This is a genomic window from Bradyrhizobium sp. cir1, from assembly GCF_014198245.1.
GTDB lineage: Bacteria > Pseudomonadota > Alphaproteobacteria > Rhizobiales > Xanthobacteraceae > Bradyrhizobium.
The window spans coordinates 143,123-163,338 of record NZ_JACIHE010000015.1; the positions used below are offsets into that span (position 1 = coordinate 143,123).

The window sequence follows — 20,216 nt, forward strand, 5'->3', positions numbered from 1 at the left end:
GCTCGTAGTAATCGGACGTGGCGCGATGGCCGGGAGTACGACGTCATGACCATCATTTCCCTTGAGCGAACCGCCGATACTCTTCCCGCAGATTTTCCTGAGCTGGAGGCCGATGCCAAGGCATATGGACACGCGCACATGACCCGTCTGGTCGCGGAATTCGCACACGATCGAGCCATGTTTCACGCGATATTCACGTGCCACCTGGATGGCAGATTGGTGGGCATCGGAGCGATTACCACTGAGCCTGCACCGACGCCGGTACCCGTGTGGCGGATGCGGCGGCTTTACGTGCACCACAACTATAGAAGACGCAAAATTGCCAAGGCCATCGCGAACGCCTTACTGCAAGAAGCAGCCGGGAAGGTCTCCACTGTAACTGTCCATGCAGGAAATGATGGCGCTGCGCGGTTTTGGGAAACGATTGGATTTAGCCGGATAGACGGTCAACCCTGGTCTCACGAAGCACATCTGCCGAGCCTTGAGCCTGCTGTTGGCCAGTAAACCGCCTCGGCGCGGGCGAAATCAACCAGCCCGCTCGCGGGGTCAAGGCGCCCGCAGCCCCGGCGGCGGCTTGCGCATGCAGGATGCCTGCTCAAAGGCGTAGGCGAGACGCAGCAGCTTGTGCTCGCTCCAGGCACGGCCGGCGAAGCTGACGCCGAGCGGATAGTCGGGCGTGTCCTTGCCGTCGGCGCCCGAGACGAAGCCGCCGGGCACCATGACGCTGGGATAGCCGGCCCTGGCGGCGATCGCCGCGCCGGTCGCGCCGGGGAACAGGACGGCGTCCAGCCTGTGCTGGTTCATGTAGGCGTCCATGCCGCGGGTCCTGGCGGCGAGGAGGTCCATGGCGCGCGCCGATTTGTACTCGCGCTCGCTCAAATCGCCCCTAGTGTTGTTGGCGGCGAGAAACAGGTCCTGGCCGAAGCGCAGCGCTTTGTCGGCATGAGCTTCGTTGAAGGCCACGATGTCCGCGATGGTCTTGATGTCGGTGTGGGTCGCCCAATCCTTCAGGTAGAGGTTGAGATCGTGCTTCAGCTCGTAGAGGAAAACGATCCGCTGCGCGACCGGATTGCCCTTGTTGCCGCTCAGCGGATTGCGATTGAGCACCGCCATGGTCGTACCCGGCCCGCTCATCCAGCCAGCCGCCGGCATGCTGGCGCGCACGATGATGGCGCCCAGATCCTCGAGCACCTTGATCACGTCGGCCATCAGCCTGGTCCGGTCGGGCGGCAACTTGCCGTAATAGGGATCGTTCATCGGGTCGGCGGGATCGCTCGGCACGCCAATGCGCGCGCCCTTCATGGCATCGTGCGTGAGGTCGGCGCTGTAATCGGCCGGCCGCTTCTGCCCTTCCGTCGCAGGATCGCGCGGATCCTTGGCGGCCAGCACGTTCAGCAGCAGCGCCGCGTCGCGCACGGTGCGCGTCATCGGCCCCGCGGTGTCCTGGCTGTGCGCGATCGGCACGATTCCGGCACGGCTGATCAAACCGACGGTCGGCTTTACGGTGACGATGCCATTCCGGCTGGCAGGGTGCAGCAGCGAGCCCGAGGTCTCGGTGCCGATCGAAGCGGCGCACAGGCCTGCGGCCACAGCGACCGCCGAACCCGAACTCGAGCCACCGGGGTCGACGACCGGGATGCCCCGATCGTCCAGCAGCGTCGGCACGTAGGGATTCTTCACCTGACCGCCCAGCGACGAATAGCCCGACGGCATGTCGGTCGCGAGAATGTTGGCAAACTCCGTCAGGTTGGCCTTGCCGAGGATCACGGCGCCGGCCTTCCGCAACAGCTTGACGAGTGTGGCATCGCCTTTCGCGCGCGCCCCCTCCAGCGCCAGCGAGCCGGCGGTGGTCGGCTGCCCGTCGCCGGTCGCGATGTTGTCCTTCAGCAGGATGGGGACGCCGGCCAGCGGCCGTTTGGCGGACGGCCTGGTGCCGTCGAGCTTGCCTGCGATCGCGAGTGCGTCGGGATTGAGCGCGCGGACGGCGTTGAGCATGGGCCCGGCGCGGTCAAAGGCTTCGATGCGCGCGAGACAGGCTTTGGTCAGCGCCGTCGCGTTGACCCGCCCGGCCGTCAAGGCGTCGATGATGTCGCTCATGGGCGCATTCGCGAGCTGTGGCTCGACCCGCACCTCGGCCGCAGCGAGGCTCGCGTTGCGGCGGGCTGGCTTCTTCATGCTGTGCTTCTTGGCTGGCCCCGGATATGCTACTTACGGTAGCATCAAGCCTGGTCGGGTGACAAGCTGAGGCCGCAGCTATGGCGCAGGCTCAACGTCCAGTCATTTGCGAACACTTCGGTGGAGCAATCCATGGAATGCGCGATCCGGCCAGCGCTCGACGATGACGCCGACGCTATCAGCGCGGTCATCTTGCGTGCACTGCGCGAAACGAACGCGAAGGACTATACGGAGGAGATCATCGAAAGGGTCGAGCGCAGCTTCGGCCCGGACGCCGTGCGCCAACTGATCGGGCAGCGCACCGTTTTCGTTGCCACCATTGGCATCCGCGTCGTTGCAACGGCAAGCCTCGACGGAAGCGTCGTCCGCACCGTCTTCGTGGCTCCCGAAGTGCAGGGCCGCGGTATCGGCAAGCTGCTGATGACCGAGATCGAGCGCACCGCGCGCGAGCGAAATATTCCCTCGTTGACGGTCCCTTCGTCGGTCACCGCCGAGATTTTCTATGCGCGGCTCGGGTTCAGCGCCGTGCGCGACAGCTATTATGGTGCCGAACGCACCATCATCATGGAGCGATTGCTCGCTGCGCGATCCTGATCCCGTGGCTGATGCGGTCGCTCGGGTGCAGCACGACGCGGTCGCCTGCGGCCAGGCCCGCGAGAACTTCGGCGGTGCGGCTGTTGCGGTGCCCGATCTGGACCGGAACTGTTTTGGCGCGGCCGTTCTCGTCGACAAAGACGGCCCACTGGCCGCCGCGCCGGAACAAGGCGCTGACCGGCACGGTCAGCGCGCCGGGAGCGCTCCAGATGGTGACGTGGACGATGACGCGATAGTCGTGTCCGAGCGTGACCCAGCTCTCAGGCGGGTCGGTGAAATCGATGGTCACGCGGACGCGCTGCTCCTCGATGCCGAGCGCGGAGACTTTCAGGAAGCCGGCCGGGTCGACCCGGACCACCTTTCCCGCGATCGGCTGTCCACCCCAGCCGTCGATCCGCACCGGCGCGCCGACCTTGATCTGGACCGCGTCGGTCGAGAGCAGGTCGGCCACGACCTCGAGATCGAGCGGGTTGCCGATATCGACCAGCGGCGTCCCGGGCAGAACCGTCGTCTCGCTGTCCTGGACGATCTTCAGCACCCGACCGCCTGCCGGCGCCAGCACCCGGATGCAGCAGGTCGGCTCCGCCGACGGGACGGCGCTCGCCGGATCCATCAGCCGCGCCGCCAGGCTGGTCCGCACCGCGCGGCGCATCTCGAGCTGGGCCTTGGCACTCTTCAGGGCGGCCTCACTGGTGGCCACCTCGAATTTCGCCTTGTCGTGGGCCTGGGCCGAGGTGGATTGCGTCCGCAACAGCGTCTGCGCCCGCTGGAACTCGGTCCGCGAAAAGTCCAGCGCAGCCTCGATCCGCTGCACTTCCGCCTCCTGCTGCTGGATGGCGGCATCTGCGGCCAAAACCTCGGCCTGCAGCTGGTCGTGCGAGCGCGCGTCGATGAAGCCGGGCAGCGCGGGCTGCATCAGGGCGACGGTCTGGTTCGCGGCAACCTCGTCGCCGACGTGGAGCGAAGGCCCCTGCTCGCCGAGCGGATGCGAAATCCTCAGCACCTTCCCCGCAATCGGCGCCGACACGGTATAGACGTGGCGCACGCGGGTCTTGCCGTCGTCGTCCGCCGTGACCTCGATGGGGCCTTTCGCAACCGTCGCGAGATCGACCAGAACCGGCCGCGGCCAGGCGAACCAGGCCAGCCCTGCCACGAGCGCGGCCAGGAGCACGGCGCCGATGATGCGTTTGGTCCAGTTGGCGGGCATGGCTAATCTCGCGTCTTGAGGACCGCGACGAGGTCCAGCTTGTCGATGCGTTCACGGATGATGAAGGCGGAGGCGACCGCGGCCAGAACGACAATCGCGCTGGCGGCAACGTAGGTGGAGTTCTCGATGACGCCGCGCACACGCATGATTTCACCGGCCAGATTGGTTTTCATGATCCAGCCGAGGCCGTAGCCCATGACCCATCCCGGCGGCTGGGCGATCAACGTGAGTATCGCGAGTTCCAGCAGGAGAATGCGCAATACTTCGCCGCGTGTAAAACCGAGCACCCTGAGGCTTGCGAGCTCACGCGCCCGTTCTGAAAGTGAAATCCGGGCGTTGTTGTAGACAACCCCGAAGGCAATGACGGCCGCGAGACCCGTGTAAATGCTGGCCATCGTCGTAACAATCAGCGCCACTGCGTTGCGGAAGTTCGCAAGCGAGGAGCTCTGCAGCGCCACACCGCTGACGGTCGGCATTGCCTTGACGGCTGCGTAGAACTCTTCCCTCTTGTTGTCGTCGAGGCTGAGGTTGACGCTGCTGACGACAGGAGCGTCGCGCATCAGGCGCGTCAGCGCTTCAAGGTTCATCATGCCCCTGATGCCGAAATAATCCTCCACCAGCGCAAGAACCGGGAGAGTTACCGTTCGCCGCGCGCCCTCCAGCAGGTCGACCTCAACCCAATCCCCCGCCTGAACCCCCAGGATTTTTCCCAGCCATCCGGAGATCGCAAGCCCTGTCGAAGGAAGCTCGACTGACCGCAGATCGACGTCAATGACGCGCCGAAGGTCCGCATCGGGCGGGCGGCCGCTGATCATGATGCGGCGTTCAACGTTGCCGTGCCGGATCCGGACCGGCACCTCGCGAAACGGCTCGGTGGCCAGAACGCCCGGAAGTCGCGCCATCTGTGTAGCCACGTTCTCGGTCCGCTTTTCGATGAAGCTTACCGTCGCGTCCTGCCGATCGGCGAGGAAATAGGTCACATCGATCAATTGCTCCATCGTGTCGCGGAGAAATAGCGAGACCACCAGGATCGCGGTCGCCAGCGCCATTCCAAGCGCCGTGAGTGTTGCGCGAATTGGGTGCCGCGAGATGTTGCGCAGCATCATCAGTGTCGGCTGAGAGACAAATCCCTCAAGGGAGACTGACGCGGGTACGAGACGGTGAAAGCTCGGCGGTGCGGGCGGCTGCATCGCGACGGCCGGAGGCAAGCGCACCACGTCATGCAGGGCACGGATTGCGCCGATGACGGCGGCCGCCGCGCTGAGAGTACCCGCAATCAGGTACACATCTGGCGCTCCGGTAAAAACATGGAATGGAAAATGGAAGAAATCCCCAAACAGCGCGGTGACGCGGAATCCCAGCCAGGTCCCGACGGCGCTCCCGATCGAGATCCCGATCAGCACGATGACGGCGACGAATTTCAGATAGTGCAACACGATACTGCCGTCGCGATAGCCTAGGGCCTTCATAAGCCCGATCTGCTCGCGCTCGAGCGCGACCAGCCGGGTCAGGGTGAGATTGACCAGGAAGGCGGCGACCAGAAAGAAGATCGGCGGCAGCGTGCGGCTCATGTGGTTGAGCATGTCGAGCTCATGGTCGAGCCAGGCGTGCGAGATCTGATCTTTCCGACCATAGGCCGCCTGCCCGCCATAGGGATCGAGCAAAGCGTCGAGCCGCGAGATCACCTCGCGTTCGGAGGCGCCGGGCTGCAGCTTGACCGCGACCGCCGAGAAGGCGCCGTCGAGATCGTAGACGCCGGCGAGCGCCTTCTCCGACATCCAGACGATGGCGTAGCGGCGATCGTCCGGCATCAGGTCGCCCGGCCCGACCGTGTAGACGAACTCCGGCGACAGCGCGGTGCCGACGATGACGAGCTCGCGCTTCCTGCCGTTGAGGATGGCGGAGAACCGCGCTCCCTCGGCGAAGCCGTGCGCCCGGGCGAACGGCTCGTTGACGACGACCTCTTCCGTCCGTCCCGGCTCCGGCTGCCGCCCGGAGCGCATGTAGAGCCGATTGAGATGCTGCTCGCCGTTGTCGGGCAGCGACACGAACTGCGCGCTGGCAGGCGCGGAGAAGCCGGGAATGTCCAGCAGCGCCAGCTTGGCGATGCGGGTGTCGACGGCAGCGACGCCGGGGATCTCGCCGATCCTGTCGGCGAGCGCCTTCGGTGCCCGCTTCGCCTGCGCGAACACGTCGGCAAAGCCGTAGCGCTCGTAGTAAGCAATCCGGGTCTCCTCCAGCGATCGATGCGAGCCCACCGCGAGCACCAGCGTCGCAACCCCGCCGCCGACGACCAGCGCGACGGCGAGCACCTGCGCCCAGAGCCGCCTGACGTCGCGAAACAGCTTGATGTCGAGCACCTTCATGTTGTCACCAGGTGAGCTCGGCGGCTTCCCGCCGGGCCTCGTTGGTCCGGATGCGGGAGATGCGACCGTCGGCGAAGAACAGCACCCGGTCGGCGACCTCCTGGATGCTGGCATTGTGGGTGATGATGACCGTGGTGGTCCCGAGCTGCCGGTTGACGCCGAGCAGCGCCTCGATGACGCGGATGCCGGTCTTCGAATCCAGCGCCCCGGTCGGCTCGTCGCAGAGCAGCACCGCGGGACGCTTCGCGATCGCGCGGGCGATGGCGACGCGCTGCTGCTCGCCGCCGGAGAGCTGGGCGGGAAAGTGATGCATGCGCTCCTCGAGCCCCACCAGGGCGAGCGCTTCGGCGGGCCGCATCGGGTTCCTCGCGACCTCGGTGACCAGCGCGACGTTTTCGAAAGCCGTGAGGCTCGGCACCAGATTGTAGAACTGGAAGACGAAGCCGACATGGTCGCGGCGATACTTCGTCAGATCGCGGTCCTCGAGATCGGTCAGATCCAGATCGCGGAAGAACAGCCGGCCGCTGGTCGGTCGGTCGAGGCCGCCCATGATGTTGAGCAACGTCGTCTTGCCGCTGCCGGAGGGGCCGAGCAGCACGACCACTTCCTTCTCGGCGATGTCGAGGTCGACCTCGTTGAGGGCATGCACCATCACCTCGCCGGAGACGTAGATTTTGGTCAGGCCCTTGGCGGTGAAGACAGGCCGGCTCATTGGACTCTCCTCTTGAGGACAGTCTGCAACGCTTGCGGCGGTGCCGTATTGATTTACCTCAGAGTCCAGGCACCTATGGCCTCGGTCATACAGCCCCGGCCGGAAATCGGCCGAGCGCGTCGGGTTCAGAAGACTCCGATCGTTCCGGTAACGAGCTCGTTGATGAGCTCGGAAATTTGGTCAAACTGAGCGGCGGCCACTTCTTCGGTCCGTGTCTTGACCTGCTCCAGCGGGACGCCCTGCCGCATCGCCAAATGGAGATGGACGAGAGCCGGGTTGTCGACCGGCGCGCCGATCTTGCTGACGATCAGACACCGCGCTTCCTTGACCTCCGGAATCAGGGAGACCAGCTTTTCGGCCGTCCGTGCCGCCAGGACGTTGTAGATCTTGCCGACATGGCTGACGGGGTTCTTGCCTGCAGCAGCCTCCAGGCTCATCGGCCGGCACGGCGTGATCAATCCGTTGACGCGATTGCCGCGTCCGACCTGGCCATCGTCTCCACCTTCTGCCGACGTGCCGGTGACCGTCAGGTAGACGCTTCCGGATTCAATGTCGTCGGCCGCGTTGACGACGACCTCGCACTCTGCAAAGCCGTGGTCGCCAGCACATCCACAGACCCAGGCCGCGAGGGCGGCCTTCTGTTCGAGATAGTCGTCGACACCGGCGAGATATCGACCGATCATCGCGCAGGCGACCGTGAGCCTGAGCCGCGTGCCTTTTCGCACTGCCATGACCTTGATGTCCTCGCCCCAGGCTGGATGGTCGTGCGTACGGGCGCGGCCGTGCAGTTGCTGGTCGACGGCCAATACGAGCCGTTCGACCGCGCTCAATGGAGCGTGCCCGACCCCGAACGACGTATCATTGGCCAGCAGGAGGCCTTCCGGATCCCGGCGCGAAAACAGTGCCTGCAGATCCTCTGACCCCTGCCGAACCAGCGCCTCGAACCGGACATCACGATCCGGATCCAGCGCGTGAAGATTTGTCTTCAACCACGACCTGGAGCCTTCGACCGCGATCTCCGCGATCGGGATCGTCTCAGTGGCGATCGCGCGCCCGGCCAGCAGGATCCTTATCGGCTCGATCACGCGGCCGCCGCCGAAGGCCGGAGCGGCTTTGCCCGCACACAACAACGCCTTATCGACGTTGTGATGCAGCACGCGGCCGAACCGGCTGCGGTATTCCCGACAGAGGTTACGGGACAACGTCTCGGCAAGAGCATCGCAGATGGTGTCCGGATGGCCGAGGCCCTTGCGCTCGACGACTTCAACATCGTCAGCAGACTCCAGCCGCGAAACAACAAGCTCAAACATGAGAGTGGACCACAGCGTTCATCAAGCCGCTTCACGGCGATTACCGCTCGCTACGGCGCTGAACCATTCCAACCTTCCCGTTGGAAGTTCACAGCATGCGGCGTCGAAACCTTTGCGTGTCCAGCCGCTACCGGCGATGGTCGTACTTGAATTCCATGACGGCCGGACTTGCACCGCTCCGCTCAACGGTCAATTTCACGGTGTAAAGGTCAAAGCCGGGCAGATCGACGAAACCGCCATAGGTGGTCGTACCGGAAATCTGCATCGGCTCAAGCTTCACCTTGCTGCCAGACAATCCGAGACCGGACACCTGCGCCGTCACGATGGCGTCCGATAGCCGCTTGCCACCCGTCGCATCGAAGACGGCAGCTAGAAGGTGATACTCATGTCGCCCCTTGGGAATTCCGCTGTGCATTGGCCGCTCAGTGGAACTGCCCGCAGGAAGGCCCTTGACCATTTCGGCCGGAACGACACCGAGATAGACGGTCACGCCGCCGACCGTTTTCGAAAGCTCGGATTCCGCGGCAACAGCAGCGGTGTTGCCACGGCCCATCGCTGAAACGGCGAGCACAAACGCTGCAAAAAGGGCGACCACAGCGTGTCTATTGGCCATGGCGATAACCTCCGCTGGATTCCTGGCTGAGCAGCCGGCTCAGCTTCGGAATGAACCCGGGAACGTCGGCCACATATTTGTCATAGGCGACGCCAAATTCGGCTCGCGCGTCCTTCTCCTCGCCTTTCGCCAGTCGGACATACATGACGGTCAGCACCGGAAACATCGCCAGCGTCAGGATCGTCGGCCACTGCAACAGGAAGCCGAACATCACCAGGATGAAGCCGACATATTGTGGATGCCGGACGTAGCTGTAGGGGCCGGTGACGGCCAGGCTACGGGTCTGCTGCGCGTCGAACAGCACCCTCCAGGCGGCCGCGATCAGAATGAAACCGGCCGCGATGAAGATGAAGCTCAGGATGTGGAACGGTCCGGCGTGCGGATTGGCCTTCCAGCCAAACATCATCTCGAGCAGGTGGCCGGCGTCGTGCGAGAACCAGTCGACATTCGGATAGTGCGACTGCAGCCAGCCCGAAAGGAAATAGATGGTGAGCGGAAAGCCGTACATCTCCACGAACAGCGCCACCAGGAAGGCGCTGAAGGCGCCGAAGGAGCGCCAGTCGCGGGAGGTCTGCGGCTTGAAGAAGCTGTAGGCAAACAGGATGAACACCGCCGAGTTGACGATGACGAGACTCCACAGGCCATAGGCAGGCGCGGCGTCGTGCATCACGCGCTCCCTTGATCGTTCGGCTGGCCGCCGCCGTGATGATGACCATGTCCGCCATGCATGAAGAGATGCATCAGCGGACAGGCGAGGAGCGGGAGCCAGACCAGGACCCCGAGCACGTGCGCCCGGTGCTCGGTGAACAGCAGCGCACCGGCGATGACCATGAATCCGATCAGGACCAGGCCGGCCTTGGTTTTGGTGGAGATGCCCCCTTGCGGGCGCTCTCGAAACCCGGAATGGTCTTGCACCGTCATGACACGCTCCTGCGGCTATCGAGAGCCTAGCGGCGCGGTCGTCGTCATAGTTGATTCACGTCAAGGTCCCGGCAAGAGTCCTCACTTGCCTTGCATCGGCATGGCGCCCATTCGGCCAGCTTGCATCATCGGCATCATGCCCATCTGCGGCGCGAGCAATTCGTCGGCGGTCTTTTTCTGCTCGTCGGAGAGGACGCCGACGAGGCTTGTGAGTGCGGACCTCATCGCGCGGGTGGTCTCCAGCCGGGCCGACAGCCATTTCTCCTGCCAGGTCAGCCGATCCACCAAGGTCTCGGATCCGGAGCCGGCCATCGACCCGCGGAGCTCTCCGAGGGCCTTGGCATTCGCGCGCAACGCGTCGGCGAAAGCATTCCAGGCCGGCACCTGAGCGTCCGTGATCTTGAGTTCAGCCCGCAGAAACGCGACCCGGCCTTCGACATGGTCGATCGTTTCCATTCCGCTCATGCAGTCACCGCCGGACTGACGCATCATGCCCATCATCCGCATCATGTCGGGCATCGGCATGTTGCCGCCCATCATGTTCATCATGCCGCCGCCCATCTTGCCCTGAGATGGGGCTTTGCTGCGCGGCGCGTCTGGCGGCGTGGCCGGACTGGTTGCAGGAGCGTCCTTCTGATCCGGATGATGGCCCTGATGCTCGGCAGGCGATTGCGCGAGCGAGGGGTTACCGAGGACCGTGAGCAGCAGGGCTGCCGCAAGCGCCGGGCGTCGCATCTTGGTTCTCCTGAGATTCCGCATCCAGGCGCATAATGGCGACCGCCCTCCACAAGCGAGTTGACCGAGGTCAAAGAAAACCGCGGGATACGGGAGCGTCGCGAAAGTTTGAGATTCCTCAAAACGGAACCTCCACTGCCTCTTATGATGCCGTTCTCACAATCCTGGAGAACCGAACATGATCACCAAGAAGCTTTTCGTCGCCCTCGGCGTCGTTTCCCTGCTGGCCGTTCCCGCGATGGCTCAATCCACTGACAAGGAAAAGAACGGCCATCACTACAGTGGCGGGCCGAAGACCGAGGTCCCTCACCACATGGGCAAGAAAGAGAAGACCGGCACCTCGGCCAACGCCGAATCGGGCGGTCATCACTACACCGGCGGCCCCGGCACGTCGTCGCCTCACCACATGGGCGAAAAGAAGTAATGGGCGACAAGAAGTAGTCCCGACCTCGGCCGGCCGAAGGCAAGGAGGAGGTGCGGCAGTTCGGCAAGGCCGACACCCGCAGGACGCCTTCATGGCCGCACTGAGTGGACGGCGAGAATGGAACGGTCATTCCGGGGCGTACCATCTGGTGCGAGCCGGAAAGACCCTGTCTTGATCCTCCCGGCCAAATAGACCACCATCCGCGCCTCTACCGCTCACGGCAGAAGGGGCGAGGAAACGCGCATGAACGCAACTCCCGGCGTTGGCCTGATCGAACGAGCCCGCGCGCTCGCGTCACTGATCGCGGGCGAAGCCGACGAGATCGAACGGACGCGGCGGCTGACGCCTGCCGTGGTCTCCGCCCTTATCGAGAACGGGCTCTACCGCGCGCTGCTGCCGCAGAGCCTCGGCGGTGCGGAAGCGCCGCCTGACATCTTCATGCAGATGCTGGAAGAGATTGCGAAGGCGGATGCGTCCACCGCCTGGTGCCTCGGCCAATGCAGCGTCTGCGCGATGATCGCGGCCTGGCTCGATCACGACACCGCGCATGAGATCTTCAACACCGCGCCCGGCATCCTCGCCTGGGGCGCGATTGCGCATGAGGCGCGCGCGGTCGAGGGTGGCTATCGCGTCACGGCGCGCTGGGACTTTGCGTCCGGCTCGCGGCAGGCGAGCTGGCTGGGGGCGCATGTGCGCATCGTCGGCACTGACGGAGTGCCGCGCAAAAATGCCGACGGCTCGCCGGAGGTGCGGACCCTCCTGTTTCCGGTCGCTCACGCGACGTTGCATGACGTCTGGCAGGCGATCGGGCTCGCCGGCACCGGCACGGACTCATACGAAGTGACTGACCTCTTCATCCCCGAGCGCTTCACGGCGTTCCGCGACGTATCGTCCGCGCTGCGCGGGACGGGGCCGCTCTACAGGATCGGCACCGGCTCGACGTTCAGTCTCGGCTTTGCCGCGGTCTCGCTCGGCGTCGCGCGTGCCACGCTGGATGCGGCCATCGCGCTGGCGCGCGCAAAGCATCAGTCGCTGGCGGCCGGCGCCATGCGCGACAACGGGGCGGTCCAGGGACTGATCGGCCGCACCGAGGGCGATTTGCGCGCCGCGCGCGCCTATCTCTATGCCACGGCGAATGCGATGTGGCGCGAGCTGGTCGCGACCGGCGAATTCAGCGCGGCGCATCGCAGCGCGGTCCGGCTGGCGGCGACCTGGACCATCCACCAGGCGGCAAAGGTGGTCGACACCGCCTATCACATGGCCGGCGCCACCGCGGTGTTCCGCAACCAGCCGTTCGAGCGGCGCTTCCGCGACATGCATGCGATCGCCCAGCAGATCCAGGCGCGGGATACGCATTACGAGGATGTGGGGAAGGCGATTTTGGCGGGAGACTGAAGGGCGGCCGTGCTGACGGTGCGCTCCCTCGCCCCGTTCTTACGGGGCCGCGACGAGCTTCGCTCGCGCTGAGAGGGTTGGGGTGAGGGGCCTCTCTCCACACGGGAGGTCGCCGAGAGACCTGTACCCCCCTCACCCGGATCGCAAGAGCGATCCGACCTCTCCCCGCTAGCGGCAGGGCTATCGCATATGAAGAAGCGTGGCGGATAGCTCGCCCGCAGCCGATCCTTCGAGACGCCCGCCAATGGCGGGCCCTCAGGATGAGGGCGGAGTGCGCGGCGGCAATTTCAACGGGGCAAATGCTGCTTAGCCTCATCCTGAGGAGCGCGCTCTTGCGCGCGTCTCGAAGGACGAGGCGCTTGCTCTGATCGTCACCAAGAAGCCATCTGCGATAGCCCTGCCGCTAGCGGGGAGAGGTAAAGCGCGGCAGCATTCACGCCACCAGCGCGGCGTCCTCGTCTGCGGCGTCGATGCCGCGTTGTGCCTGCAGCAGGCTGATGATCTCGATATTGGGCCGGGCCTTGCTGAACAGGAAGCCCTGGCCCTCGTCGCAGCCCTCGGCGCGGAGGCAGCTCAGCTCGGCTTCGGTCTCGACGCCTTCGGCGGTGATGGTGACGCCGAGACCTTTGCCGAGGCTGACGATGGAGCGGATGATCGCCTGCGCCTCGCGGTTGGCTCCCAGATCGCGCACGAAGGACTGGTCGATCTTGATCTTGTCGAAGGGGAAGCTGCGCAAATAGCTGAGGCTGGAATAGCCGGTGCCGAAATCGTCCATCGAGATGCGCACGCCGAGGGCGCGCAGCGCATGCAGCGTCGCCAGCACCTGCGCGCTCTTCTCGAGCAGCAGCGTCTCGGTGATCTCGAGCTCAAGCCGGCGCGGCGGCAGGCCGGAATGCTTCAGCGCGTCCGTCACCATCGAGAGCAGGTTGCCGCTGCGGAACTGCAGCGGCGACAGATTGACGGCGACGCGGACGTCGTCCGGCCAGGTCGCGGCATCCTGGCACGCCCGGCGCAGCATCAGGCCGCCGAGCGGATTGATCAGGCCGGTGTCTTCCGCGACCGGAATGAACTCGGCCGGCGAGACCATGCCGCGCTCGGCATGGGGCCAGCGCACCAGCGCCTCGAAGCCGGTGATGCGGCCGCTCTGGAGATCGATCAGCGGCTGATAGTACGGCCGCAGCACGTCGTTCTGGATGGCGTCGCGCAGCTCGACCTCGATCTTGCGTCGGCTCTGCGCCTTGGCGTCGAGCGCGGCCTCGAAGAAGGCGAAGCTGCCACGCGCATCCAGCTTGGCGCGCGACAGCGCCATGTCGGCGCTCTTGAGCAGTTTCTCGGAATCATCGCCGTCGCCCGGCGCCATCGCGATGCCGACGGAGGCGCCGATCACCACGGAATGGCCGTCGAGCAGATAAGGATCGGAGATGGCTTCGAGCAGGCGTTTTGCGAGTCCCACCGCATCTTCCGGGCGGGCCAACCCGCTCTGCACGATCGCAAACTCGTCGGAGTTGAGGCGCGCCAGCGCGTCTTCCTCGCGCAAGGTGGAGCGCAGGCGCTTGGCGACGCCGCGCAGCAGCTTGTCGCCGATGGCGTGTCCCAGCGTGTCGTTGACCGCCTTGAAATTGTCCAGCCCCAGCATCAGCACCGCGACCTTCTCGGCGCTGCGGCGCGTATGCAGCAGCATCTCGTCGACCTGCTGGCGCAGGAGGTTGCGGTTCGGCAGGCCGGTGAGCCCGTCATGCTGGGCCATGAAGGCGAGCCGCGCCTCGGCGCGCTTGCGCTCGGTGATGTCCATCAGCGCGAGCAGCACCGCCGGCCGCTCGGCGTAGCTCAATTCGCGGGAATAGATCGCAAGGTCGATCAGCGCGCCGTCCGCCTTGACGTGTTTCCAGGTGCGGCCGGCCTGTTCCTCGCCGGTCACATCAATGGTCCAGGGCGGCTCGCTGTCGAAGGCCTGCAAGGAGCGGATCGTCAGCTTCTCGAATTCGCCGCGGCTATGGCCGTAATGGGCGATCGCGGCATCGTTGACGCCGAGGATGCGCTCGTCGTCAAGCGCGCAGATGATCATGGGAACGGGATTGCCGTCGAACAGCAGGCGGAACGATGCCTCGCGCTGCTTCAGCTCGGTGATGTCGACCCGCAGGCCGACCACGCCGCCGTCATCGGTCAGCCGCTCGTCGATCAGGATGACGCGACCATCCGCCAGCTTCTGCTCGTGGCGTGCGCCGGGCCGATAGAGCTTTTGCAGCCGCTCGGCGATCCACTCGTCCTCGTGGCCTTCAGCTTCCGGATAGTCGCCGCGCGCGACGCCGACGCGCAGCGTGTCTTCGAGGCGTGCGCCTTCGGCGAAGAGGTCGGCGGTCTTGCTGTAGATCTCGGCGTATTTCTTGTTCCAGAGGACGTAACGGCCCTCGGCATCGAGAAACACGATGCCCTGCGGCAGGATGTCGATGGCTTGGCGCAGCCGCTCATGGGCCTTGCGCGCCTCCGCGATCGCGGCCTCCGCCTCGGCGCGGCTTTGCAGAAGTTCATCCTGTGCAACGGCCGAATGCGGCGCGCGCGCGAATCGCGGCTTGTGCGGCCGGCTGCCGGCCGTACCAAGCACGTTGCGCTTTCGTCTTTTTTGTTTTCGAGACCCCAAACTCAACGTCACATGTCCCAGTCGCGCCCTGTGGCCGCAAGTTGTGGGGCAAGTGTCTGAAAAAAAAGTAATCTTGGCCCCGGAACCGCCGACCCCTCGCCGACACCGTGCCTGTTTGCGAGGCGCAAAATGCGCTAGCCGACGCGTCAAACCCATTCCGCCGTCGCGATCAGATGGGCGCGCTGGCGCAAAATTACGCGCGCGCTTGAATCATTTCCGAAATTGCGCGCGATTGCATGCGGGCCGTGGCGTTCCCTCACTCCGCGCACGAATTTTGGTCAACGCAGGATACGGTTATCGCGCCGTTAAAAATGCGGCCGGGCGGCGCAAAAAAGCTGCGACGCCGTGAGGTTGCACGCGGCTGGCACGCCTAATTCTTAACCCCGACGCGGCGTTGGGTTATAACGACCGGGCATGAGTCGCCGCCGCCTCGCCTCTCTCCTGCTTGTCATGACGCTCCTGGCCGCCGGCGGTGCGCCGGCCCAGGACAAGGGCAGCGTCAACCCGAAGCCGCTGCCGCCGCTTGCCAACCCAAACGATCCCAAGCTCGGCGCCAAGGAACTGTTCGCGCGAAAACTGCTGCCCTCGAAAGGGCCGGCACATGTCATCGGCTCCTACACCAAGGGCTGCATCGGCGGCGCCGCGCAGATGCCGCTCAACGGCGACAATTGGCAGGTGATGCGGCTGTCGCGTAACCGCAACTTTGGTCATCCCGACACGATCGCGCTGATCAAGCGCCTTGCGGCCAGGGCGCACAAGGATGCGGGCTGGCCGGGCATCCTGGTCGGTGACATCGCCCAGCCGCGCGGCGGGCCGGCGCTGTCGGGCCACGCCAGCCACCAGATCGGCCTCGACGCCGACATCTGGCTGACGCCGATGCCGGACCGCCGCCTCTCGCGCGAGGAGCGCGAGGAGATGTCGGCGGTGATGATGGTGCGTCAGGACCGGCTCGACATCGATCCGAAGGTATTCACCCCTGGCCATGTGCTGGTGCTGCGCGATGCGGCGCAGGAGCCGGCGGTGCAACGCATCTTCGTCAACGCCGCGATCAAGAAGGCGCTGTGCCGCGAGGCCAAAGGCGACCGCTCCTGGCTCTCGAAGATCCGCCCCTGGTGGGGCCACGACTATCACTTTCACATCCGCATGCGCTGCCCGGCGGGCGCCGGCGACTGCGAGGGCCAGCCGTCGCAGTCCGATGACGAAGGCTGCAAGGACGCCGATCTCGCCTACTGGTTCTCGGACGCCGTGCTGCATCCCAAGCCCCCGCCGGAGCCGCCGAAGCCAAAACCGCCAATGACGCTGGCGCAGATGCCGGCGGCCTGCAAGGTGGTGCTGCATGCGGGCGATGCGAAGCCGTAGCGTGTTTTAGGTGGACGCGCCGCCGCCCCCCCATCCACCGCTGTCGTCCCGGGCTCGCGTTGCGCGCGCCCCGGGATGACGAACGAGTTGATTGGTTTGCGCCGCGACAATGCGCTAGCATCGCCCTGCCGCCGTGCCGTAAGCCCGCGGCCTCGCGGGACGCGCATCCCGTCGTTCAACAAGCCTGACCGCACGCCTCGCGCCGTTCGCGTGGCCAACGATGGGATTTCACATGCGCGTCCTCTCCTTCCTCGCTGCGCTCCTGCTCGGCGCGACCTCTGCTCTGGCTGCCGAGGAGCCGAGCGGCTGCGACAAGTTCAAATGGCCGATCGAGCGCGAGCGCGCTGCGCTGACCGCGCCGGATCGCGCAAAACTCGCCTCGGGGAGCGAGCAGGCGGCCCTGCCCGGGTCAGCCATCACGCTGGGGCTGGTCGCCCCGAGCGAAGCGAAACTGCCTTCGCCGCCGGAGCGGGCGCCGAAGGATGGCACCTTCGCCGGCTTCACCGGCATCAAGGCGCCGACGGCCGGCCTGTACACGATCAGCCTGTCCTCAGGCGCCTGGGTCGACGTGGTCCAGGGCGGCCATTTCCTCAAGCCCGTTGCATTCAGCGGCGCGACCGATTGCGACGGCATCCGCAAGACCATGAAATACGAGCTGTGGGCGCAGCCGCTTGTCCTCCAGGTCAGCGGCGCCAGGGACAATGCGCTGTCGATCGCGATCCTGCCGGTGCAATAGCGCTGTTTGGCCAGTCAAACGGGCGCCTTTGACCTGAGGCCCCGGCCTGCTATGTTTGCACTGCGATATCCCTGCCGGCCGTAAGCCGTCGCAAGGACCCGTGGAACAGCGCGTCCGCCCGTCGCGACCAGACTTAACCCAACGCCAGATCTGCGCGTACATTTTGCGCGCGCGAGCTCGCACGGAGCGCACCCCATGTTTCGTATCACCGGACTTTTCACCGCCTTCGTCATCCTCGCGGGTGCGGCCCTCTCGCCCGCCAGCGCCGAAGACAAGACCATCACCGTGTTCGCCGCGGCCTCGATGAAGAACGCGCTGGACGAGATCGACGCCGCCTACACCGCCAAGACCGGCGTCAAGTTCAGCGTCAGCTATGCCGCAAGCTCGGTGCTGGCCAAGCAGATCGAGCAGGGCGCGCCGGCCGACGTCTTCGTCTCCGCCGACACCGACTGGATGGACTACGCGGTCTCCAAGAAGACCATCAACGAGCCTTCCAGAGTCAACCTGCTCGGCAACAGCATCGTGCTGATCGCGCCGAAGGATGCCAAGGTCGACAACGTCACCATCGCGCAGGGCTTTGACCTCGCCAAGCTCGCCGGTGACGGCAGGATCGCGACCGGCGACGTCAAGTCGGTGCCAGCAGGCAAATATGCCAAGGCGGCGCTGGAGAAGCTCGGGGCCTGGCAGGCCGCCGAGCCGAAATTCGCGATGGCCGAGAGCGTGCGCGCCGCACTGACGCTGGTGGCACGCGGCGAAGCCGCGCTCGGCATCGTCTATTCCACCGACGCCAAGGTCGAGCCCGGCGTCAAGATCGTCGGCACCTTCCCGGCCGACTCGCACCCCGCGATCATCTATCCGGTCGCGGCGACCGCGACCGCGAAGGGCGAGACCAATGACTATCTCGCCTTCCTGCGCTCGACGGCTGCCAAGACCATTCTGGAAAAGTACGGATTCAAGTTCCTGATCAGTCCGACCACCTGATTTCTGCGATCTGATTTTTACGCTTGATGTTCGACATCTCTCCCGCCGAATGGACGGCGATCCTGCTCTCGCTCAGGGTCGCCGTCATCGCCACGTTGGTCGCGACGCCGTTCGGCATCGCGCTGGCATGGCTGCTTGCCCGCCATGATTTTTGGGGCAAGTCATTTCTCGACGCGGTGGTGCATCTGCCGCTGGTGCTGCCGCCTGTCGTCACCGGCTATCTGCTGCTGCTCACTTTCGGCCGCCGCGGCGTCGTCGGCGGCTTTCTCGCCGACCATCTCGGCATCGTCTTCGCGTTCCGCTGGACCGGCGCGGCGCTTGCCTGCGGCGTGATGTCGTTTCCGCTGCTGGTGCGCCCGATGCGGCTGTCGATCGAGGCGATCGACCGCCGGCTCGAGCAGGCCGCCGAGACGCTTGGCGCGGCCCCATGGAAAGTGTTCTTCACGGTGACGCTGCCGCTGGCGCTGCCCGGCGTGCTCGCCGGCATGGTGCTGGGCTTTGCCAAGGCGATCGGCGAGTTCGGCGCCACCATCACCTTCGTCTCCAACATTCCCGGCGAGACCCAGACGATCTCATCCGCGATCTATTCGCTGATCCAGACGCCCGACGGCGATGCCGCGGCGGGCCGGCTCGTCATCGTCTCGATCGTACTCGCGATCGGCGCGCTGATCGCGGCCGAATGGTTCGCCCGCCGCGCCACGCAGCGCCTGCACGGGAATTGACCATGCTGCGGGTCGATGTCGAAAAGAAGCTCGGCGAGTTCTCGCTCCAGGCAAACTTCACCAGCGAGGGCCGCGTCATCGGCCTGTTCGGCGCCTCCGGCGCCGGCAAGAGCTCGCTGGTCAACATGATCGCCGGCCTGTTGCGGCCCGACCGTGGCACCATCGTGATCGACGGCGAGACCGTCGACGACACCGCGGCCGGCATTCACGTGCCCACTTACCGCCGCCGCATCGGCTATGTGTTCCAGGATGCGCGGCTGTTTCCGCATCTGAGCGTCGCACAGAATCTCGACTATGGCCGGCGGATGAACGGACTTGCGCCAGATCCGGCGCAGCACAAGCGCATCATCGACCTGCTCGACATCGGCGCGCTGCAGGACCGCCGTCCCGGAAAGCTCTCCGGCGGCGAGCGCCAGCGCGTCGCGCTCGGCCGCGCGCTGCTGTCAAAGCCGCGCCTGCTGCTGCTCGACGAGCCGCTCGGCGCGCTCGACGAGGAGCGCAAGCTCGAGATCCTGCCCTATCTGGTGCGCCTGCGCGACGAGGCCAATGTGCCCATGGTCTATGTCAGCCACGACGTCGCGGAGCTGCGCCAGCTCGCGACACAAATCGTGATGCTGAAGCAGGGCCGCGTGACGTCGTTCGGCGGGGTGAAGGTGTTGACGTAGACACTTGTAGCCTGGATGAAGAGCGACGATCCCGCCCCACCGTCATTGCGAGCGCAGCGAAGCAATCCAGAATCTTTCCGCGGAGGCAGTCTGGATTGCTTCGCTGCACTCGCAACGACGGCGGAGAGGCCGGCGCCGGATAGCAGCGCTTCCGTCGCTTCGGCCTTACCAGCCGCGGTCGACGTTGCGGACCTCGCCGGTGCGGGCATCGACATCGACTTCCATCCAGCGCCCGGCGCGATCGCGGCCTTCGATCTGCCATTCGTCGCCGAGGAAGTTCGTGTGCGAGACCGTCACGACCCCGATGTCGGCCGCGACATCGAGCGCGACCTGCATCGAGATCTGGTCGCCGGTGTCATAGGCCATCGCCGGCGCGGCCGATCCGAGACCGATCGCGACGATGGCAGGCAGGATGAAACTTCGCATGGAACTGCTCCTGTCAAAGACGTTGACCGTCACGCGAAGAACGAGCGGCGCCGCGGAGCGTTCCGGATGCGGAGGTCACGAAGCCGCGCAAATCTTCGGCGGTTGCGGCGATTTGGTGGCGGATTTCATATTCTGTCATTCCGGGGCGCCCGAAGGGCGAGCCCGGGATCCATCTCGCCGCTCGTCCAGAGGATAAATGGATTCCGGGTTCGCGCTGACGCGCGCCCCGGAATGACG

General features: G+C 65.4%; 20 protein-coding genes. 9 read left to right on the forward strand and 11 right to left on the reverse strand.

The features are described from left to right. Window positions 1-45 precede the first annotated feature (45 nt). A complete protein-coding gene (locus GGD63_RS26825; RefSeq protein WP_183246201.1) occupies window positions 46-504 on the forward strand; it encodes a GNAT family N-acetyltransferase in 459 nt (152 codons plus the stop codon). Between the two features lie 42 nt (window positions 505-546). On the opposite strand, the gene GGD63_RS26830 is transcribed toward GGD63_RS26825, so the two are convergent. Then, entirely contained in the window at window positions 547-2,175 is a 1,629-nt protein-coding gene (locus GGD63_RS26830; protein WP_183246202.1) for an amidase family protein, read from the reverse strand. A 132-nt stretch (window positions 2,176-2,307) separates the two neighbouring features. Between GGD63_RS26830 and GGD63_RS26835 the strand changes: the two genes are divergently transcribed. Continuing rightward, on the forward strand, window positions 2,308-2,769 hold the full coding sequence (locus GGD63_RS26835) for a GNAT family N-acetyltransferase (protein ID WP_183246204.1): 462 nt from the start codon (window positions 2,308-2,310) through the stop codon (window positions 2,767-2,769). Here GGD63_RS26835 and GGD63_RS26840 read toward each other — a convergent pair. From GGD63_RS26840 to GGD63_RS26875, 8 genes are all read right to left on the reverse strand, one after another. After that, on the reverse strand, window positions 2,738-3,976 hold the full coding sequence (locus tag GGD63_RS26840) for an efflux RND transporter periplasmic adaptor subunit (protein ID WP_183246206.1): 1,239 nt from the start codon (window positions 3,974-3,976) through the stop codon (window positions 2,738-2,740). The two genes, GGD63_RS26835 and GGD63_RS26840, sit on opposite strands and share 32 nt — an antisense overlap. 2 nt (window positions 3,977-3,978) lie before the next feature. Further along, the gene (locus GGD63_RS26845; protein ID WP_183246208.1) at window positions 3,979-6,342 is read right to left on the reverse strand and encodes an ABC transporter permease; all 2,364 of its coding nucleotides are present in this window, start codon (window positions 6,340-6,342) and stop codon (window positions 3,979-3,981) included. 4 nt (window positions 6,343-6,346) lie between these two features. Beyond that, complete coding sequence (locus GGD63_RS26850) at window positions 6,347-7,054, reverse strand: ABC transporter ATP-binding protein (protein ID WP_183246210.1); 708 nt, start codon at window positions 7,052-7,054, stop codon at window positions 6,347-6,349. A gap of 125 nt (window positions 7,055-7,179) precedes the next feature. Continuing rightward, on the reverse strand, window positions 7,180-8,364 hold the full coding sequence (locus tag GGD63_RS26855; protein ID WP_183246211.1) for a methionine adenosyltransferase: 1,185 nt from the start codon (window positions 8,362-8,364) through the stop codon (window positions 7,180-7,182). Window positions 8,365-8,491: 127 nt separating this feature from the next. Continuing rightward, window positions 8,492-8,977 carry a hypothetical protein gene (locus GGD63_RS26860; RefSeq protein ID WP_246785652.1) on the reverse strand — a complete coding sequence of 162 codons (486 nt, stop codon included), beginning with the start codon at window positions 8,975-8,977 and terminating at the stop codon, window positions 8,492-8,494. After that, window positions 8,967-9,644 (reverse strand): isoprenylcysteine carboxylmethyltransferase family protein, encoded by a 678-nt coding sequence (locus tag GGD63_RS26865; RefSeq protein ID WP_183246212.1) that lies wholly within the window; start codon window positions 9,642-9,644, stop codon window positions 8,967-8,969. Before GGD63_RS26865 ends, GGD63_RS26860 begins: the two co-directional genes overlap by 11 nt. Further along, window positions 9,644-9,898, reverse strand: a complete 255-nt coding sequence (locus GGD63_RS26870; protein ID WP_183246214.1) for a DUF2933 domain-containing protein — start codon at window positions 9,896-9,898, stop codon at window positions 9,644-9,646. The genes GGD63_RS26865 and GGD63_RS26870 overlap by 1 nt, the downstream gene beginning before the upstream one ends. A gap of 81 nt (window positions 9,899-9,979) precedes the next feature. Beyond that, a complete protein-coding gene (locus GGD63_RS26875) occupies window positions 9,980-10,633 on the reverse strand; it encodes a Spy/CpxP family protein refolding chaperone (RefSeq protein ID WP_183246216.1) in 654 nt (217 codons plus the stop codon). A gap of 178 nt (window positions 10,634-10,811) precedes the next feature. Between GGD63_RS26875 and GGD63_RS26880 the strand changes: the two genes are divergently transcribed. Further along, on the forward strand, window positions 10,812-11,057 hold the full coding sequence (locus GGD63_RS26880; protein WP_183246218.1) for a hypothetical protein: 246 nt from the start codon (window positions 10,812-10,814) through the stop codon (window positions 11,055-11,057). A gap of 243 nt (window positions 11,058-11,300) precedes the next feature. Then, complete coding sequence (locus tag GGD63_RS26885; RefSeq protein ID WP_183246220.1) at window positions 11,301-12,452, forward strand: acyl-CoA dehydrogenase family protein; 1,152 nt, start codon at window positions 11,301-11,303, stop codon at window positions 12,450-12,452. A 433-nt stretch (window positions 12,453-12,885) separates the two neighbouring features. On the opposite strand, the gene GGD63_RS26890 is transcribed toward GGD63_RS26885, so the two are convergent. After that, complete coding sequence (locus GGD63_RS26890; RefSeq protein WP_183246222.1) at window positions 12,886-15,054, reverse strand: EAL domain-containing protein; 2,169 nt, start codon at window positions 15,052-15,054, stop codon at window positions 12,886-12,888. A 450-nt stretch (window positions 15,055-15,504) separates the two neighbouring features. On the opposite strand from GGD63_RS26890, the gene mepA reads away from it, so the two are divergent. The 5 genes from mepA (at window position 15,505) to modC (ending at window position 19,553) form a co-directional block, all read left to right on the forward strand. After that, on the forward strand, window positions 15,505-16,449 hold the full coding sequence (mepA, locus tag GGD63_RS26895; protein WP_183246224.1) for a penicillin-insensitive murein endopeptidase: 945 nt from the start codon (window positions 15,505-15,507) through the stop codon (window positions 16,447-16,449). A gap of 232 nt (window positions 16,450-16,681) precedes the next feature. Then, complete coding sequence (locus GGD63_RS26900) at window positions 16,682-17,185, forward strand: hypothetical protein (RefSeq protein ID WP_183246226.1); 504 nt, start codon at window positions 16,682-16,684, stop codon at window positions 17,183-17,185. Window positions 17,186-17,380: 195 nt separating this feature from the next. Continuing rightward, window positions 17,381-18,166 (forward strand): molybdate ABC transporter substrate-binding protein, encoded by a 786-nt coding sequence (gene modA / locus GGD63_RS26905; RefSeq protein ID WP_183246228.1) that lies wholly within the window; start codon window positions 17,381-17,383, stop codon window positions 18,164-18,166. A 26-nt stretch (window positions 18,167-18,192) separates the two neighbouring features. After that, window positions 18,193-18,888, forward strand: a complete 696-nt coding sequence (modB, locus tag GGD63_RS26910; protein ID WP_183246229.1) for a molybdate ABC transporter permease subunit — start codon at window positions 18,193-18,195, stop codon at window positions 18,886-18,888. Between the two features lie 2 nt (window positions 18,889-18,890). Continuing rightward, window positions 18,891-19,553 carry a molybdenum ABC transporter ATP-binding protein gene (gene modC, locus GGD63_RS26915; RefSeq protein WP_183246231.1) on the forward strand — a complete coding sequence of 221 codons (663 nt, stop codon included), beginning with the start codon at window positions 18,891-18,893 and terminating at the stop codon, window positions 19,551-19,553. A gap of 165 nt (window positions 19,554-19,718) precedes the next feature. Here modC and GGD63_RS26920 read toward each other — a convergent pair whose 3' ends face one another. Further along, entirely contained in the window at window positions 19,719-19,979 is a 261-nt protein-coding gene (locus GGD63_RS26920; protein WP_183246233.1) for a PepSY domain-containing protein, read from the reverse strand. Between the last annotated feature and the right edge of the window lie 237 nt (window positions 19,980-20,216).

Coding starts and splice junctions, on each gene's coding strand:
- GGD63_RS26865 (WP_183246212.1), bottom strand. CDS start 9,644: ATGCACGACGCCGCGCCTGCCTATGGCCTGTGGAGTCTCGTCATCGTC.
- GGD63_RS26855 (WP_183246211.1), bottom strand. CDS start 8,364: ATGTTTGAGCTTGTTGTTTCGCGGCTGGAGTCTGCTGACGATGTTGAA.
- GGD63_RS26900 (WP_183246226.1), top strand. CDS start 16,682: ATGCGCGTCCTCTCCTTCCTCGCTGCGCTCCTGCTCGGCGCGACCTCT.
- GGD63_RS26880 (WP_183246218.1), top strand. CDS start 10,812: ATGATCACCAAGAAGCTTTTCGTCGCCCTCGGCGTCGTTTCCCTGCTG.
- modB (WP_183246229.1), top strand. CDS start 18,193: ATGTTCGACATCTCTCCCGCCGAATGGACGGCGATCCTGCTCTCGCTC.
- GGD63_RS26835 (WP_183246204.1), top strand. CDS start 2,308: ATGGAATGCGCGATCCGGCCAGCGCTCGACGATGACGCCGACGCTATC.
- GGD63_RS26840 (WP_183246206.1), bottom strand. CDS start 3,976: ATGCCCGCCAACTGGACCAAACGCATCATCGGCGCCGTGCTCCTGGCC.
- modC (WP_183246231.1), top strand. CDS start 18,891: ATGCTGCGGGTCGATGTCGAAAAGAAGCTCGGCGAGTTCTCGCTCCAG.
- GGD63_RS26845 (WP_183246208.1), bottom strand. CDS start 6,342: ATGAAGGTGCTCGACATCAAGCTGTTTCGCGACGTCAGGCGGCTCTGG.
- GGD63_RS26920 (WP_183246233.1), bottom strand. CDS start 19,979: ATGCGAAGTTTCATCCTGCCTGCCATCGTCGCGATCGGTCTCGGATCG.
- modA (WP_183246228.1), top strand. CDS start 17,381: ATGTTTCGTATCACCGGACTTTTCACCGCCTTCGTCATCCTCGCGGGT.
- GGD63_RS26885 (WP_183246220.1), top strand. CDS start 11,301: ATGAACGCAACTCCCGGCGTTGGCCTGATCGAACGAGCCCGCGCGCTC.
- GGD63_RS26860 (WP_246785652.1), bottom strand. CDS start 8,977: ATGGCCAATAGACACGCTGTGGTCGCCCTTTTTGCAGCGTTTGTGCTC.
- GGD63_RS26850 (WP_183246210.1), bottom strand. CDS start 7,054: ATGAGCCGGCCTGTCTTCACCGCCAAGGGCCTGACCAAAATCTACGTC.
- GGD63_RS26870 (WP_183246214.1), bottom strand. CDS start 9,898: ATGACGGTGCAAGACCATTCCGGGTTTCGAGAGCGCCCGCAAGGGGGC.
- GGD63_RS26830 (WP_183246202.1), bottom strand. CDS start 2,175: ATGAAGAAGCCAGCCCGCCGCAACGCGAGCCTCGCTGCGGCCGAGGTG.
- GGD63_RS26825 (WP_183246201.1), top strand. CDS start 46: ATGACCATCATTTCCCTTGAGCGAACCGCCGATACTCTTCCCGCAGAT.
- mepA (WP_183246224.1), top strand. CDS start 15,505: ATGAGTCGCCGCCGCCTCGCCTCTCTCCTGCTTGTCATGACGCTCCTG.
- GGD63_RS26875 (WP_183246216.1), bottom strand. CDS start 10,633: ATGCGACGCCCGGCGCTTGCGGCAGCCCTGCTGCTCACGGTCCTCGGT.